The sequence below is a fragment of the Lacinutrix himadriensis genome (assembly GCF_001418105.1).
Lineage (GTDB): Bacteria > Bacteroidota > Bacteroidia > Flavobacteriales > Flavobacteriaceae > Oceanihabitans > Oceanihabitans himadriense.
In genome coordinates, this window is the sequence record NZ_LIQI01000032.1 from 106,285 (window position 1) to 123,905 (window position 17,621).

Annotated in this window: 16 protein-coding genes and 1 pseudogene; 7 read left to right on the plus strand and 10 right to left on the minus strand. The window is 32.1% G+C overall.

Features of this window, described 5'->3' with window-relative positions; genetic code table 11:
• The first annotated feature begins 128 nt into the window (after window positions 1–128).
• Window positions 129–1,343 (plus strand): hypothetical protein, encoded by a 1,215-nt coding sequence (locus tag AMD28_RS17670; protein WP_055445468.1) that lies wholly within the window; start codon window positions 129–131, stop codon window positions 1,341–1,343.
• Between the two features lie 142 nt (window positions 1,344–1,485).
• Window positions 1,486–1,992, plus strand: coding sequence for a flavodoxin family protein (locus tag AMD28_RS17675; RefSeq protein ID WP_275077411.1), 507 nt, complete (start codon window positions 1,486–1,488; stop codon window positions 1,990–1,992).
• 32 nt (window positions 1,993–2,024) lie between these two features.
• On the opposite strand, the gene AMD28_RS17680 is transcribed toward AMD28_RS17675, so the two are convergent.
• From AMD28_RS17680 to AMD28_RS17705, 6 genes and pseudogenes are all read right to left on the minus strand, one after another.
• Complete coding sequence (locus tag AMD28_RS17680) at window positions 2,025–3,188, minus strand: sigma-54-dependent transcriptional regulator (RefSeq protein ID WP_055445469.1); 1,164 nt, start codon at window positions 3,186–3,188, stop codon at window positions 2,025–2,027.
• A gap of 11 nt (window positions 3,189–3,199) precedes the next feature.
• A complete protein-coding gene (locus AMD28_RS17685; protein WP_338035254.1) occupies window positions 3,200–3,904 on the minus strand; it encodes a mechanosensitive ion channel family protein in 705 nt (234 codons plus the stop codon).
• 120 nt (window positions 3,905–4,024) lie between these two features.
• The gene (locus AMD28_RS17690) at window positions 4,025–5,335 is read right to left on the minus strand and encodes an ABC transporter permease (RefSeq protein WP_055445470.1); all 1,311 of its coding nucleotides are present in this window, start codon (window positions 5,333–5,335) and stop codon (window positions 4,025–4,027) included.
• Window positions 5,336–5,338: 3 nt separating this feature from the next.
• Window positions 5,339–6,265, minus strand: a complete 927-nt coding sequence (locus tag AMD28_RS17695; protein WP_055445471.1) for an ABC transporter ATP-binding protein — start codon at window positions 6,263–6,265, stop codon at window positions 5,339–5,341.
• A 402-nt stretch (window positions 6,266–6,667) separates the two neighbouring features.
• A pseudogene (dnaJ, locus tag AMD28_RS17700) lies at window positions 6,668–7,794 on the minus strand (molecular chaperone DnaJ).
• A gap of 52 nt (window positions 7,795–7,846) precedes the next feature.
• A complete protein-coding gene (locus AMD28_RS17705; protein WP_055445472.1) occupies window positions 7,847–8,371 on the minus strand; it encodes a nucleotide exchange factor GrpE in 525 nt (174 codons plus the stop codon).
• Between the two features lie 162 nt (window positions 8,372–8,533).
• Here AMD28_RS17705 and AMD28_RS17710 point away from each other — a divergent pair, with 162 nt between their 5' ends.
• Together AMD28_RS17710 and AMD28_RS17715 are read left to right on the plus strand one after the other, a co-directional pair.
• Complete coding sequence (locus AMD28_RS17710; RefSeq protein ID WP_055445473.1) at window positions 8,534–9,202, plus strand: YceI family protein; 669 nt, start codon at window positions 8,534–8,536, stop codon at window positions 9,200–9,202.
• A gap of 225 nt (window positions 9,203–9,427) precedes the next feature.
• Complete coding sequence (locus tag AMD28_RS17715; protein WP_055445474.1) at window positions 9,428–9,862, plus strand: hypothetical protein; 435 nt, start codon at window positions 9,428–9,430, stop codon at window positions 9,860–9,862.
• Here the strand turns inward: AMD28_RS17715 and mnmC2 are convergent, their stop codons facing one another.
• Genes mnmC2 through AMD28_RS17730 form a run of 3 tightly spaced genes read right to left on the minus strand, consistent with a single transcriptional unit; the run spans window position 9,863 to window position 11,493 of the window.
• Window positions 9,863–10,540, minus strand: a complete 678-nt coding sequence (mnmC2, locus tag AMD28_RS17720; RefSeq protein ID WP_055445475.1) for a tRNA (5-methylaminomethyl-2-thiouridine)(34)-methyltransferase MnmC2 — start codon at window positions 10,538–10,540, stop codon at window positions 9,863–9,865.
• An 8-nt stretch (window positions 10,541–10,548) separates the two neighbouring features.
• Entirely contained in the window at window positions 10,549–10,980 is a 432-nt protein-coding gene (locus AMD28_RS17725; protein ID WP_055445476.1) for a hypothetical protein, read from the minus strand.
• Window positions 10,981–11,493, minus strand: a complete 513-nt coding sequence (locus tag AMD28_RS17730; RefSeq protein ID WP_055445477.1) for a DUF4920 domain-containing protein — start codon at window positions 11,491–11,493, stop codon at window positions 10,981–10,983.
• A gap of 142 nt (window positions 11,494–11,635) precedes the next feature.
• Between AMD28_RS17730 and AMD28_RS17735 the strand changes: the two genes are divergently transcribed.
• Window positions 11,636–12,685: a branched-chain amino acid aminotransferase gene (locus tag AMD28_RS17735; RefSeq protein ID WP_055445478.1), complete on the plus strand. Its 1,050-nt coding sequence runs from the start codon at window positions 11,636–11,638 to the stop codon at window positions 12,683–12,685.
• Window positions 12,686–12,735: 50 nt separating this feature from the next.
• On the opposite strand, the gene AMD28_RS17740 is transcribed toward AMD28_RS17735, so the two are convergent.
• Window positions 12,736–13,122: a pyrophosphohydrolase domain-containing protein gene (locus AMD28_RS17740; RefSeq protein ID WP_055445479.1), complete on the minus strand. Its 387-nt coding sequence runs from the start codon at window positions 13,120–13,122 to the stop codon at window positions 12,736–12,738.
• A 446-nt stretch (window positions 13,123–13,568) separates the two neighbouring features.
• Here AMD28_RS17740 and AMD28_RS17750 point away from each other — a divergent pair, with 446 nt between their 5' ends.
• Window positions 13,569–16,952 carry a M36 family metallopeptidase gene (locus AMD28_RS17750; protein WP_241492545.1) on the plus strand — a complete coding sequence of 1,128 codons (3,384 nt, stop codon included), beginning with the start codon at window positions 13,569–13,571 and terminating at the stop codon, window positions 16,950–16,952.
• 225 nt (window positions 16,953–17,177) lie between these two features.
• Window positions 17,178–17,621: a hypothetical protein gene (locus tag AMD28_RS17755; RefSeq protein ID WP_055445481.1), complete on the plus strand. Its 444-nt coding sequence runs from the start codon at window positions 17,178–17,180 to the stop codon at window positions 17,619–17,621.

Sequence of the window (17,621 nt, forward strand, 5' to 3'; positions counted from 1 at the left end):
GTTTAAAGATATTAATAATTTTGGTTAATAGAAATTCTATTACAAAATAGCTCCTTATAATTTGTCTAAAATTTTCTAGGCGAGCTGATTATAAATATTGTAGTTTTACCCCACGCTAATTAACCTTCATGAAAACATTTTACTTAAGTATCTCTCTATTCATACTATTTCCTTTTATTACTTTTTCCCAGGAAGCAGATTCAATACCTACGTCTATTAAAAACGGAATTACAAAACCTAGTATTTTATCTTCACATCCTTTTGGAATCTTTTTTTCTAGACTTCAAGGGAATTTTAAAACGCACGCTACCAAACATAGTATTGTTAATATTAGCTTAGAAAGCGCCAACGTTTGGGGACCTCCTGTAACCACTTACATTCCGAATGATGAAGCGACAAGAAATGAAGCCCGAAAATACGATTGGGATTTAGCGCAATATCATTTTGACGTAGAAGACTTAGATGCAGAAACTTTTCAATTACAAATAGACGGAGTCATTAAAAGTATTAAAGCGAATGTTGCTTTTAATTTAAGTGATAATAAAGAATTAGTAGTTGCGTTGCGCGTTGCCATGTTAACCAATGGAGAATATCCGCTTTCTTTTTTGACAAGTGATAAATTTATTGAAGATTTTCACAGCAAAATTGCAGGAGGAGAAGATCCTTTTGACAGAAAAGTTTTCAACTTAAATGAAGCAGGAATTAAATATACCGATAGAAATGGTAATACTGCAGAACTAGAAAAAAATGATGTTTTTTTAAGCGGAATAGAAACTACGTACTATTATTATCCGGAGTGGCTGATTAATAAAAACAAAAGTTTTTTTATGAATATTGGCTCGCATCTTGGTACCAATCTATCGAAATATAATTCGTCAATAGACTTGGGTGTATCTGTAAATGCTGTTAAAAAAATTCCGTTTAAAAACGGTAACTACGCACAAATGGGTGCAGGTATTGGTGCTATAAGAAAAAATGCTATTGACTTTAAAAAAGATAACGTAACATTTGGAACCAATAATTATCTCGCTTTTTTAGAAAGTGCTTTGGAGTATAATATTATATCTAAAAAAGGATCTATACATTCTATAGGTTTAGATTTCTACATACAAACAAGCTTAAATAAAAGAGAGGAGTTGGATTATATAATACCTATTCGTCATCCAGATGTACACGATGCTTGGGGAATTGGGACTACCAACTTGTATAAAAACAATAACTATTGGACTTTGTTATATTCTTTTACAAGAAAGGTTACCACCACTATTTATTTACAACAAGATCTTACGGTAAACAACAGTCCCGATATACAAACTGGAGTGAGTGTTAGTTTCAAAATATAACGCATTCTTAATTTTGTTTCTTTTTAAAACACATCAATATTTTCTGTGTTACCATTAATTGTTTCTATTAGAAATTAGCCATTTATTCTTATCAAAGTCATTTCTTAGCTACCTAAATTTAAGGATAATACATAAAACAGTAATACTTCAAGGAAGCTCTAGAAGTTTTGGTGATACCTATAAAATTGTGAATCATCTTGTATCAAAATGGAATTATGATGTTATTGATTTAAACATGAAAGTTATTGGTCAGTATGATTACGAATATAAAAATGCAGGTGACGATTTCAGGAATGTAATCACAGAAGTTATTACAAACTATGACACTATCATTTTTGCAACTCCTGTGTATTGGTATACCATGAGCGGAATTATGAAAGCTTTTTTTGATCGTATTTCGGATGTTATTAGAACAGAAAAAGATTTAGGAAGACAACTACGCGGTAAAAACATGGCGATGATAAGCACCAGTAATAGCAAGGATTTAATAAAAGGTTTTAATATGCCTTTTGTAGCATCTGCAAACTATTTAGGCATGCATTATTTAGGAGATATACATACTTGGGTAGAAGATAACCAGATACCAAATGAGGTAGAACTTATTATTAATACATTTGATACTAAACTAAAAAAGACACTAAATAATTAGTGTCTTTTTTTATATTGAAGTGATTTTATATTTTACTTACTCGCAAACATTTTTACGTCTTTCTCGCTTACTTCTTTTTCTCCAAGAATAATTAAACGCTCTACTACATTACGTAATTCACGAATGTTACCAGTCCAGTCATACTCTTGTAATAATTTAATAGCTTTTACTGAAAAATTCTTTTGCGCTGTACCTTGTTCGTCTGCTATCTTTTTAGAAAAATATTCTATTAATAACGGAATATCATCTCTTCTTTCATTCAAAGCAGGAACTTTTATAAGAATTACTGCTAGTCTGTGGTATAAATCTTCACGAAATCTACCCTCTTCTATTTCCTTTTTTAAGTTTTTGTTGGTTGCCGCTACTACTCTAACATTTACTTTAATGTCTTTATCACTACCAACTCTTTGAATTCTACTTTCTTGTAATGCACGTAATACTTTTGCTTGCGCAGAAAGACTCATATCTCCTATTTCATCTAAAAAGATAGTACCTCCATTTGCAGCTTCAAATTTCCCTGCCCTGTCTTTGTTTGCACTTGTAAAAGCACCTTTTACATGTCCGAAAAGTTCACTTTCTATAAGTTCACTAGGTATTGCAGCACAATTCACCTCTATCATTGCTCCTTTAGAACGCTGGCTTTTTTGGTGTAACCAATGCGCAACGAGTTCTTTTCCGGTACCATTTGGACCAGTAATTAAAACACGAGCATCTGTTTGTGCTACCTTTTCTATAATTTCTTTGATATGAGAAATAGCGTCACTTTCCCCAATCATTTTATAGTTCTTGCTGACTTTCTTTTTCAGCATTTTATTTTCTACAACAAGCTCTTTTCTATCTAAAGCAATACGAACGGTATTTAATAAACGATTTAAATCTGGCGGTTTTGAGATATAATCAAAAGCACCTAGACGCATGGTATTTACAGCGGTATCTAAATCGCCATGACCAGAAATCATAACCATTGGTGTTTCTGGCTTTATTTTTTTTACCGCTTCTAATACTTCCACACCATCCATTTTTGGCATTTTAATATCGCAAAGCACTAAGTCATAATCTTCTTTCTTAATCTTTTCGATTCCTACTAAACCATCTTCCGCTTCTTCTACTTGATAGGTATCATTTTCTTCGGAAAGAATTTTTACTAATACTCTTCTAATTGCAGCTTCATCTTCTATTACTAATATTTTAGGCATCTTTATTTTTTTTATTTCTGAATAATATGAATATCTCTTTGTGGAAAAGGAATAGATACATTGTTTTCTCTAAATAGTCTATCAATTTCAAAACGAATATCACTTTTTGGAATCCTTGCATTAAAGCTATCATTTAGCGTAAAAGCAATTCTGAAATTTAGAGAGCTATCTCCAAATTCGGTAAATAACACTGCTGGCGCTGGATATTCTAAAACATCCTTATGACCTTTAGCAGCTTCTATAAGCAAACGTTTCACCAATTGCACATCACTCCCATAAGCCACACCAACATCCACACTCTCACGGGTTGTGGTTCCGTTTTGCGTCCAATTATACAAACTATTAGTTAAATATAAATGATTTGGTATTACCAACACTTTATTGTCTATAGTTACTGCTCTTGTGGTACGTAATTTAATTTCTTCTACGCGACCTATTTTTCCGTCCAATTCAATAATATCTCCAACATGAACAGATTGGTCTACTAAGATAAATACTCCAGAAATAATATCTTGAAAAAGGGTTTGTAAGGCCAAACCAATACCAATTAATAATGCGGCAGATGCTGCAAAAATCCCAGTAACATTAACTCCTACAGTATGTAATGTTACCAAAACGATAACTACATAACTAAACCAGGTTGCATAAGAAAAAACAGCTTTGAATTTTAACTTATCATCACTTGGTAATTTTCTACTTATTAACCTTCTAAGCAATCTTAAAAATACGGTTGCAAAAAGCAATACAAAAATAAAATCAAAATATTTTGCACGCTAATCTCTACATCTTTAGAGATTTGAATAGATTTACTTAGTATGTTTTTAATGTCTTTCATATTAATACTTAATCCACTTTATTAGCTCTTTATAACTCGGTTTTTTACCATACATTAAAATACCAACTCTGTATATTTTTGCTGCAAACCAAACAGTCAACATAAAGGTACCAACTAATAGTAAAAAAGAAAGTACTTGTTGCCAAATAGGGACACCAAAAGGAATACGCATTAGCATCACTACTGGAGAGGTAAATGGTATAAACGAAAATATAGTAGAAACCGTACCATGAGGATCTTCTATTACAGTAAATATACCAATATAAACGGCCAAAACTAACGGCATTATAATAGGAAGCATAAACTGTTGCGTATCTGTTTCATTATCTACTGCTGCTCCAATTGCGGCATATAACGAACTGTATAATAGATAACCTCCAATAAAAAATAAGATAAATGCGATGATTAAGTTTCCTATTGGTAAATTATAAAAAGCCGCCATTGCATTTTGTATTTCTACTGCAGCTTCTGGGTTTTCCATAGCTTGCTGCAACATTTCATTTTGCGGTGTTTGTTGCATTAAGTCTATTCCTAAAACAGCAGAAACTACTGTCATTAAAATACTTCCTATAATAAGCCAAATAACAAATTGGGTTATTCCTGCTAAAGAAGTACCTATAATTTTACCAAGCATTAATTGAATTGGTTTTACAGAAGAAATAATTATCTCAATAATTCTACTTGTTTTTTCTTCAATAATACTTCGCATAATCATGTTACCATAAATAATAATAAACATGAATAATAAGTAACCCGCTGCTAATCCGAAACCTAATTTAAAGTAACTATCTAATTTAGATGTTTTCTCGCCAATAAAACTTTCTTGTGCAATATTAACGTTGGTTCTTGATGCGGTAAGTTTGTCTAGATCGATGCCTTGCTCTTGTAATTTAACATCTCTTAACCTGTTTTCTAATTTACTTTCTAAACTAGATATTACAGATAAAGAAGGTGTTTCTTTAGAGTAAAACTTAATATGTTTCACCAATGCATCGATACTATCTTGTTTTGGTATATATAGCAAGCCATAGGTTTCTGCTTCTTCTACAATAGTTTTAGCATCCGCTAGAGAGACATTATTAAGGATATTATATTTTGTATGTTCTCCGTTTTGAAAAATATCTGTAACTAATTCCGATTCGTCTAAAATAGAAATAGTACGTGTTTTATTATTATTTAATTGCGATAAATAAGCCACAACTGCAATAAGCACTATCATGATAATAGGACTTAAAATAGTCATAATAATAAACGATTTGTTTTTAACTTTTGTTAAATATTCGCGTTTTATAATAAGTGGTAAATGGTTCATAAATTAGTTATTCTTTACTGCTTGAATAAAAATATCGTTGGCACTTGGTATAACTTCTACAAAATGAGAAACTTCCCCTTTACTTGTTAAATAGCTTAATAAATCATTAGAAGTTTCATTTTCTGAAAGCTTAATGTTTAGTTTTAACTCATCGTTTAAAGATCTAAAATTGGTAAGTGATGCATCAAATTTTTGCGAAATAGTTTCGGCAAGTGCTATTTTGTCTGCAGCTTTTATACCAACCTCAAACGTATTCGTTTTATATTGTCTTTTTATATCTGTTAATTTACCATCTAATATTTTGTTAGACTTATGGATTAGCGCAATATGATCACATAATTCTTCCACAGATTCCATTCTATGTGTTGAGAAAATCACGGTTGCTCCATTTTCTTTTAAGCGTAAAATTTCGTCCTTAATTAAATTTGCGTTTATAGGATCAAACCCTGAAAAAGGCTCATCGAAAATCAATAATTTAGGTTCATGTAATACAGTTACGACAAACTGTATTTTTTGCGCCATTCCTTTAGAAAGTTCTTGTATTTTTTTGTTCCACCAATCACCAATCTCTAAACGCTCAAACCAATATTTCAATCTTTTTTTTGCTTCTGCTTTGCTTAAGCCTTTTAATTGTGCTAGGTACAATGCCTGCTCTCCTACTTTCATCGATTTATATAAGCCACGTTCTTCTGGTAAATAGCCAATATTTTGTACATGATGGGATTGCAAAGGTTCCCCATCTAAAATAACGTGACCAGAATCTGGCATTGTAATTTGGTTTATCACACGTATCAATGTTGTTTTTCCTGCTCCGTTTGGACCTAATAGTCCAAAAATACTTCCTTTAGGAACGGAAATAGACACATTATTTAATGCTTTAAAATCTCCAAAGTTTTTAGAAACTTCATGTGCTTCTAAGAGGTTTTTCATAATTTATGTTTAGCAATACCAAGCCTTTTTTTTGGTAAAATATAAGTGTTGTAAATATAGAAAATGTTACAAGAGAAATAGCATGCATTATCCATAAATTAAAGATAGCAAATAGGGTTAAGACTAAAAAAAAGACATTATGGTTTATAGAAATACATTTTGTGGTTTAAATAAAAAACGGAAACCAATTCTATCTAAAAACAAAACCCACCCTTTTACTTTAAGTGAAAGGATGGGAAAAAATTGCTATGAAAAAGAAAAATTACCGCTAAAATAAATTAGCGATAAACCAAATATACTATTTTTTGCTAAATAAATGTTAATAGAAATGGATTTGTTACCATTAAACAAAAAAAAATCCACTTAAAAAGTGGATTTCTTATTTGTACTATTGTTTTTTTATTAAGAAAACATATCTTTTACTTTTTCAAAAAAAGATTTATCTGTGCTTTCTGGCTTTGGTGAAAAATGTTCGTCTTCACGCATCGATTCAAAAAATTCTTTTTGTTCTTTATTAAGTGTTTTAGGTGTCCAAACATTTACATGTACAAGTAAATCTCCTTTTCCGTAACCATTAATGCTTGGTATTCCTTTTCCGCGTAAGCGTAAAATTTTACCAGATTGTACTCCTGCTTCTACTTTAATACGCACTTTTCCTGTTACCGTATCTATTTCTTTAGAAGTACCAAGAACTGCGTCTGGAAGACTTACATACATATCATAATGTAAATTGTCTCCTTCACGTTGAAGTGTTTCATGGTCTAGTTCTTCTATAGCGACTAACATATCTCCAGAAATTCCATTTCCTGGTGCTTCGTTACCTTTTCCTGTTACTTTAAGTGCATACCATCTACAACTCCTGCAGGTATTTTAATAGAAACCGTTTCTTCTTTAATAATTAAACCATGCCCATCTGCTTCTGCTGGTTTTTTATCTATAGTTTGTCCTGCTCCACCACAAGTTGTACAAGTGGCAGCTGTTTGCATTCTTCCTAAAATAGTATTTGTAACTCTAGTAATTTGACCAGAACCATTACAAGTAGAACAGGTTTTATACGTAGTCCCTTCTGCTTGAACTTTACGTTTTACTTTAATTTTCTTTTCTACTCCATTGGCAATTTCTTCAAGAGTAAGTTTAACGCGAATTCTAAGGTTACTTCCTTTAACTCTGCGTTGTTGCTGTTGACCACCAAAACCACCAGAGAAGCCACCTCCTCCTCCAAAACCACCAAAGATGTCACCAAACTGGCTGAATATGTCATCCATATTCATACCACCTCCGCCACCTCCAAAACCACCGGAACCATCAAATGCTTGATGTCCAAATTGGTCATAACGTGCTTTTTTGTCAGCATTACTTAAAATCTCGTAAGCTTCAGCTGCTTCTTTAAATTTAGATTCTGCATCCTTATCATCTGGATTTTTATCTGGATGATATTTTAAAGCCATCTTTCGGTACGCTTTCTTTATCTCAGCTGCAGTTGCACTTTTACTTAATCCTAATATTTCGTAATAATCTCTTTTTGCCATTCTTATTCTTAAATCCTTTCCATAAGGAAAGCACTTTTTTAATTAATAATTTTTATTGTCCTATTACTACTTTTGGAAAACGTATTACTTTCTCTCCTAATTTGTATCCTTTTTCTACCACATCAATCACTTTTCCTTTTAAGTCAGCTGTTGGTGCAGGAATTTGTGTAATTGCTTCATGGTGGTCTGCATTAAACACATCTCCTTTTATAACAGATAAGGCTGCCAATCCTTTATGTTCTAATGTAGAAAGTAATTTTTGATAAATTAAATTCACTCCTTTGCGTAGTTCTTCTGCTTCTTTATCGTCTTCAATATGACTTAAAGCGCGTTCAAAATCATCTAAAACCGGTAAAAGTGACACCATAACATCCTGACTTGCTGTTTTAAACAACTCGATACGTTCTTTAGATGTTCGTTTTTTATAATTTTCAAACTCTGCAAAAAGACGTAAAAATTTATCTTTTTCGTGTTTTACTTCTTCTTGTAGTTGCTCTTCAACAGATAACTCTTGCGTTTCTGCTGTTGCTTGATCTACTTGCTCTTCTATAACTTCTTCTTTATTTTTCTTGCTCATTTCTGTACCTAGTTTTTATAAATACTTTTAACAGATGGCAAAAGTACTGCCATTATTATAAAAATGTCAAAATGTCATTGACTTTTTTTTAGCTGTTTTCTTATTTAACTACCTTAACAATTTGTATTTTTGTCACTTAACACTAAAAACAAAATAATTATTATGAAAAAACAAGTTTTAAATATTTTTACTGTTGTTGCTTTATGTACTGCAGTTATAGGTTGCAAAAAAGCAAAAGAAGCGAATACAAGTGAAGCGGAAGCTGCTGCTGTTAGCGAAAGTGCAACGGCAAAGTATGTTGCAAATGTATCTGAATCTACCATTGAGTGGAAAGGTTTTAAACCAACAGGAACCCACAATGGTACCGTAAACATTGAAAATGGTGTGTTTTATGTAGATAATGGTATTTTACAAAGTGGTACATTTTTAATTGATATGAAAACTATCAGTTCTACAGATACTGAAGGAGATCAAAAAAAGAATTTAGACGCGCATTTAATGGGAACTGTTGAAGGTAAAGAAGGTGACTTTTTTGATGTAAACAAATTTCCAACAGGAGCATTTGAAATTACAGGTACACAAGCTGCTGAAGGAGGAAAAACAATGCTTTCTGGTAACTTAGCTTTAAAAGGAGACAAACATAACGTTACTTTTCCTGTTACTATTACCGAAGAAGGAGATATCATGACAATTTCTAGTGAAGCCTTTACTATTGATAGAACGAAATGGGGAATTAACTATGGTTCTAAATCTGTTTTTGATAACCTTGGTGACAAGTTTATTAATGATGATATGGAATTAAAAATTACAATTAAAGCAAAGAAAGCTTAATCAATATATATATTTAAAATATAGCCATACTTTTAAGTGTGGCTTTATTTTTGCTTTGTTTTTCATAAAGCTATAACCATCAGTGTTTTAATTGTTTAAAGCCGAACAAATTAGCTTTTTATCGAATAATTAGCACATAATAATACATTACTTTACATTTTATAATTAGAAGGTATATTTTCACCATTATTTTTTTAAAGTAAGCCTTAATTTTTAGAGAGACCAATGAAATTTCTATTTACATTTTTAGTTGCATTTACGTGTATAGCTACAAGTTATAGCCAAGCTACAAACACCTTAACTTTTGAAAATTTTGAAACCGATTTTTTCTCTTACAATCCGGAGAAAAAGAAAACGGTAACAGAGGATCACTTTAGTTTTGCCGAATATGTTATTTCTGAAACCAAAAAGTCTTTGAATAATGATGTAAGCAATTATAATGTAATTAATTATTGGAATATATTAACCGCTTTAGATATGCTTAACGAAGATAAATCTACTTTAATTTTAGCTTTTCAAAAATTGGTAGAATTAGAAGGTAGCTGTAAATATATTGTTAACTATAAAAAGAAAATTTCGTTTTATAAAACCATTACAGCAATGTATGACCACTACTATTTACAATGCAAAAAAAGCGATAGCCTGTTAGGTACTAACTAGCTAGAATACCTTGGTTGCTCTTAACATGTGTCTTTTTCCGGGAGGACCTTGTAAGCGTTTTAAATGAAACCCTACACTTCGCAATGCTCTTTTAACGGTTCCTTTTGCGGCATAAGTTACTAAGACTCCGTTTTCCTTTAAAGCATTATACATACTTTTAAATATTTCCTCTGTCCATAATTCTGGCTGCAATTCTGCTCCAAAAGCATCAAAGTAAATAATATTAAAAGCTTCTTTTTCGTTTATTTCTGAAAAATCTTTTTGCGCTTTAATCAGTTGAAAATTACTGGTAATTTGTGCTTCGGCTTCCCAAGGAACTTCATGAAGTTTATTAAAAGTAGATTCCCTCATAGAAACGTCTAATTGGGTAACATAATTTAATTGTTTTAGCTCTTCGGAAGAAACAGGAAAAGCCTCTACGCCTTTATACGTTATACTAAGATTTTGTTTTTCGGCTTCCAGCAATGTCATAAAGGCATTTAATCCGGTACCAAAACCTATTTCTAGAATGGATATACTTTCTGCTTGATTTATCTCTACATAATGAAGCAAACCATTTTGTATATACACGTGTTGCGCTTCTTGTATTGCGCCATGTGTAGAATGGTATTGTTCATTCCATTCTGGAATTTGAATGGTTGTAGAACCATCTTCTGTAATTATAATATTCCGTTTCAAAAAAAGGACTATTTAATTAATAGTTTTTTAATTCTTGGTATTGGTCCTGTACATTCGGTTTGATGACAAGAAATACACAGACCAACCGCATTGTTAAATCTATCTTCTATAGGAATATTAGATTCGGTATTGAAAACATCTTTTTCTGCAGTAACAAAGAGTGTAGAAAACGCTTGAAACCTTTCGCTTCTAGATTTAAAATCGGAAAGTTCTGCGGTATGAATATTTAAAAAGTCTTGAGGAAACTCTGTTGGTATTTTACCAGCAATAATCTCATTCTTAATCTTTAAATTATGTGCATACATCTGGTTCATGAGTATTGCCATTTCGGATGGCTCATACATATCGTAAACCTTTTTTTCTGTATTCTCTTCTTGTTTTGTTTTTGTATTACAACTTAAAAGGAAAGCCAAACAAAAAAACCAAAGTAAGTGTTTCATTTATAATTGCTCTTCTACAAGTAAAACACCGTCTGCTTCAAAAGAGTATGTTTTTTTAGACTCCGTAATTTTCGCAATTTCTTCCGCAGATTTCCCTGCATCTTCTGCATAATGACGAAGTTCTTCTACTGGCACTTCGTTAACATATGCTTTACCATTTATAATAACTTCTTGTCCTGCAATATTTTTAGGCATAAAAAAACCATAGTCCTTAAACTTCACCATCACCTGTTCTCCATTCTCTAAATCTAATTTCATCCAACAACCTTTAGCTTGACAAACATCGGCTACTTTTGCAATCATTTTAGAGTTTATACTATCTCCAACTTTCATTGTTTTATAATGTTCTGCCATAGAAGTTGCAGCAATCGCATCATCTGCAATAATTTCTTCACCAAAAGATGTGTATGTTACTTCTTTAGCTTCTTCAATAGTAGCACTCTCTTTTTTGGCATCGTTTTTACAAGCTACAAAAACAGTTAAAAGCATTGTAATTAGTATATATTTCTTCATTTTTTATTTCAATTTAATATTAATATTTCGGCATAAAGATAGTACTTTTTAAAAAATAATTAATCTTTTTTATACCACTATTATTCTGTATTTTTGTGTCTTAATACATGTTTTTTAGCATGAATAAACAATTGCAAACAAAATGGATATAGTAAAAGTAGACAAATCAAGAATAGATAGCGTTGATTTTGAAAATTTAGCTTTTGGTCGCGAATTTTCGGATCATATGTTTGAGTGTGATTTTGTAAATGGCGAATGGCAAACCCCTAAAATAAAACCGTACCAAGCATTAACATTAGATCCTTCGGCTCGTGTGTTTCATTATGGTCAAGCCGTTTTTGAAGGGATGAAAGCTTTTAAAGATGATAATAATAAGGTTTGGTTATTTAGACCTTTAGAAAACTTTAAACGTATTAACGAATCGGCAAAACGATTAGCGATGCCAGAATTTCCGGAAGCATATTTTACGGAAGGACTTAGTACTTTAATTAGTTTAGATCAAGATTGGACTAAAAAAGGAGATGGTAATGCCTTATATATAAGACCTTTTGTAATTGCTACAGAGCCTGCTATTTCTGCTGCTCCTGCTAGCGAATATAAATTTATGATTATTTGTTCACCTGTTAAAGCGTATTACTCTGGTTTAGTTCGAGTTTTAATAGCCGAACAATTTAGTCGTTCTGCAGATGGTGGTGTTGGTTATGCAAAAGCCGCTGGTAATTATGCTGCGCAGTTTTACCCTACCGCTTTAGCACAAGATCAAGGATACCAACAAATTATTTGGACCGATGCTAGTACTCATAAATACTTGGAAGAAGCTGGTACCATGAACGTGTTTTTTAGAATTAACGACAAACTAGTAACAGCTCCTACAAGTGATCGTATATTAGATGGAATTACTAGAAAGAGTATTATTCAATTAGCAGAAGACAATAATGTAGAAGTAGAAATTAGACCTATTTCTGTGGAGGAATTAAAAACAGCATCAAAAGACGGATCTTTAAAAGAAATTTTTGGAACTGGAACTGCTGCAGTTATTAGTCCGATTTCAGCATTTGAACATACTAAAGAAGTCTATGAATTACCAGAATTGAATGCCGATTCTTATTCTACTATTTTCAAAAGAAAATTAATGGATATACAATATAATAAAGCAGAAGACAAACACAATTGGCGTGTTGCTGTTAAATAAAAAGTAAAAAAGAATAAAAAAAAAGCAACCTAATGGGTTGCTTTTTTTGTTTACTTATCTAATATTTCAGAAATATTAGGTGTAAAGTAATTTGGACCTTTAAGCACCTTGCCATCTTCTCTGTAAATCGGTTGTCCGTCTTCACCAAGTTTACTCATATTACTTCGTTGAATTTCGTTAAAAACCTCCTCTATTTTATGTTGCATACCATGTTCTATAATAGTACCACAAAGTATATATAACATATCTCCTAAAGCATCAGCAACCTCTACTAAATCATTATTATTAGCAGCTTCAAAGTATTCTTCGTTTTCCTCTTGCATTAAATTAAAACGAAGCGTGTTTTTATCTTTTCCTAAATTGGCTTTTGGTGTTTCTCTATGCCCTATTTTAAAAGCGGTGTGAAACGCTTTTACTGCCTCTATTTTATTTTTCATGAAAATTTTATTTTTCATTTCCGTTAAAACGGAAATCTTATGGTTTTGTTTCTTAATTTTGCATAAAAATAGAGATATGTTTAGTAATGGTCAAATCGTTTTCGGAATTTTATTTGCAATCGCATTTATTATAGCTATAACATACACCTACAGAAAAGATCTAAAACTGCACAAACAACATTACAAAGGAAGTATTTGGGTTTTAGTTGCTTTTATCTGTTTTATTCTTTTTATTGTTTCCATAAAGCACTTTTTAAAATAAATCTTCACCTAAATCATTGTATTAAATTCAAGTACTACCTGTGTTCTATTAACAAGTACACATACACTACAGACTCTAATAATTTCAGAAAAACATTTATATTTTTTTTCATTTACCTAAATCAACTTATTGATTATCAAAAAATTAATATACCTTTATAAGGCTATTAATTAAATTTACTTAAATGAAAAACACTACACGATTCTTCGTAATCATCTGTATGGTGACGAATGTACTCCTTGCTCAACAAAAACCAAATCAAAAAATTTCCATTGAAAAATCTTCAATTTCTTTAGAAACATTAATTACGCAGAAAAGCAATAATTATGTTATAACTAACGAATATGTTAGTAAAAAAACGGGTATCAGACATATATATTTAAGACAAGCTATAGATGGTATTGAAGTAAAAGGAACAGAATCCAGCATTCATTTTGACGTGTCTGGAACCGTCATAATATCGCATAATAATTTTATAGAAAATATTCCATCTACTGTCCTTAATAAAACGGTAGCTCTTAATGCGAGTCAAGCAATTACTTCGGTTGCCAATCAAATGCATTATTCTTTAGACAAATTAGAAACTATTGAAAGTTTAGGAGGAATAAATAAAAAAGCCATTTATAATAAAGCCGGAATTTCTTTGAAAAACATTCCCGTTAAGTTAATGTATTACTTACAGAAAGATATTGGTACAACTATGGTTTGGGAACTTTCTATTGCTGAAAAAAACGCATCCGATTGGTGGGTTTTTCACGTAGATGCTGCATCAGGAGTTATTATAGATAAAGATAATTTAACAATATCTTGTAATATTTTAGGAGATCATGAAGAACATCCAACTAGCAGTTCTACCATAAACCATACTGATTTTATTGGCCCTATTAAGGAGATTCATTCTAGTTTAAATAATTATTCCACACCCATACCATTTGCACCTACTGCGACTTACAACGTGTATGCTATGCCTACGGAATCGCCAAATTATGGACCCCGAACACTTGTAACAAACCCCGAAAATTTATCTGCTTCTCCATTTGGATGGCACGATACAAATGGTGTTGAAGGTGCTGAATTTACATCTACTGTTGGAAATAATGTAAGCGCCTATGACGATGATGATGCTAACAATTTACCAGATGACAAATATGCATATAGCCCTGGAGGGAGTTTAATTTTCGACTTTCCTCTTAATACAACTTATTCGGCTGGAGACCAATCTGAAAATGCAATCCTTACCAATTTATTTTATTGGAATAACATTGTACATGATGTACTTTATGAATATGGTTTTGATGAAGCAGCTGGTAATTTTCAAGAAAATAATTATGGTAATGCAGGATTAGGAGGAGACTCCGTAAATGCCCAAGCACAAGATGGAAGTGCCACCTGTAATGCGTTTTTCTCGACACCTGTAGACGGTACGAATCCTACCATGCGTATGCATGTTTGCAATTCTAGAGATAGTGATATAGATAATGGAGTGATCATTCATGAATACGGACATGGTATTTCCAATCGGTTAACTGGAGGTTCTTTAGTAGGATGTCTTGCAAACACAGAACAAATGGGAGAAGGCTGGAGTGATTTCTATGGTTTGCTTTTAACAATGAAATCTGGAGATACTGGTGAAGATTCCAGACCCATAGGAACATGGTTATTAGGAGAATCTGCTAGTGGTTTAGGTTTTAGAACATACCCATATAGCACATTACTAACAACGAATCCACATACTTATGACGATATCAAAACAGAAGTTATTCCTCATGGTATAGGCTCTGTTTGGACAGCCATGTTATGGGATATGACTTGGAGTTTAATAGAAGACCAAGGTTTTGATGCTAATTTTTATACCGGAACAGGTGGAAATAATATTGCATTAAATTTAGTTACACAAGGCTTAATATTACAACCTTGTAGCCCCGGATTTATAGATGGTCGTGATGCCATTTTAGCGGCAGATCAAACTTTATATGGTGGCGCTTACCAATGTTTAATATGGGAAGCATTCGCTAAAAGAGGTTTAGGCTTTAGTGCTTCACAAGGATCATCTTCTAGTAGAAGTGATGGAACAGAGGCTTTCGATTTACCTACAAACTATTCTAGCTTTAAGTCTGTTGAAGAAATTTGCATGGCTTCTGGCATACAAACAGGCCTTTCCGGAGGACTACCAACTGGGGGTGTTTATAGCGGAATAGGTGTAACAGATACTGGCGATGGTTTGACGTATTCGTTTGACCCAAACGTTACTGGAGTTGGTATGACATCTGTAAATTATTATGTTAATGATTATTGTACCGGAGTACCAGCAACGCTTACCGAACAAATAAATGTTACGAATAATCCACCTGAATTAATAATAAGAGGATCTGGACTTATCCCACTTACCCAATCGCTATCTAACAGTCCAGCTCTTAGTATTCCTGATGGTAATACCACTGGTATAACCGACACTTTTACCGTAGCAAACAATGTAATTATTACAGATCTTAATGTAGATCTCGATATTTCGCATACGTATGTGGGAGACCTTATAGTAACTATAAAATCACCAAGCGGAACGACGGCTACATTAATAGATCGTCCAGGAGTACCTGCATCGACCTATGGATGTCTTGGAAATAATATCTTAGCCACTTTTGATGATGAAGCGACTACCCCTGTAGAAACAGCATGTGATAGCTCTGAACCAACTATAAACGGTTTGTTTATTCCGGAAAATCCATTATCTATATTTGATGGTGAAAACACATCTGGAATCTGGGAAATTTTTATATCCGATAGCGTTTCTCAAGATGTAGGTACATTAAATTCCTGGGGAATAACATTTGGCTATGAAGTGCTAGCTACGCCACTTGATGTGTTTCTAGATGCTTCTGGAAACGCGACTATAAATGCGGAAGATTTGTTATTTAGCAATTCTATAGATTGTGGTACCGCTGCTTTTACTGGTGGAAACCCATTAGCTTCTACTATTAGTTTTAGCTGTTTAGATTTAGGTGTAAATAATGTAGATGTATTAGTATCAAATAATGCTGGAGCATCAACTTCTGGGGTAGCCATAGTACATGTTATTGACAATTTAAATCCTAGTGCTATTGCGCAAGACATCACTGTAAATTTAGAAGGAAATAGTTCTGTGAGCATTACTGCAAATGATATTGATAATGGCTCGACAGACAATTGTGATTTTACGCTAAGCATAAATGTGGACACCTTTACTGAAGTAGGTAATTACCCAGTAATACTTAGTATTACAGACAGTTCAGGACATCAAGAAACCTTTGAAGTAAATGTAGAAGTTATTGATGTACAGTTATCCGCGGAAACGTTTAACGAAATAGAAAAACAAATAACTATTTATCCAGTTCCCACAACAGCCACTTTAAATATTAGCACCGAATTAACACTAGATACTATAGAAATTTTCGATGTATTAGGAAAACAAATACTACATATCAAGAAACCTTCAAACAAAATAGATGTTTCTCATTTTTCGGAAGGCTTGTATATAATCCAGTTTCAAGTAGAAAATAAAACAGTAATAAAACGTTTCATAAAACATTAAAAATCGTTTTTATTTCAGACATAAATCCCCATTTTTTTGGGGATTTATTATTTCAGGAAACTATATATAAAGAATACGACTCTTTATCTATTATAAAAGGCTTTTGCCTCTATTTTTTTCGTTCTAAAAAATTAATGCTTAACTTTTTAAAATACCTAATAACGGGTATGTTTTTACACCTCTATTTTTGAGAGATTTACCAATAAGCTAACGAAAACCTAAACAATGGAAATTTTAAATTTAAAATCGGTGAGCATATTATGTTTTTTCATTTTTTTAATAAACTGTAAAGACAACAATATCAAGCAAGAAGACTCTGCTTTTGATTTATGCAAGAATCCTTGTGCTATTTTAAATCAAGGCTATGATTATAACACCATAGATGGAACAGCAAAATACATAATACCATATCCAAGTGGAACTACATTAACCGAAGTTAGCAATAAAGATAATACGATAACTTATGAAATCACTGGTCGTGGAGATTTTACAAAACCTAAATTTGAAAAGTTTAACAAAGGCAGTTTCGCTGAAATACCTGGCTCAGAATTAACCATTATAGTAGTGTTTGAAAATTTTGACTGCAACGAAAATAACATTACAAAAAGAAAGAAAAAAACGGTTATAAAAGGATCACCAATAGCTCTTGAATGTAAATTTTTGGAATAA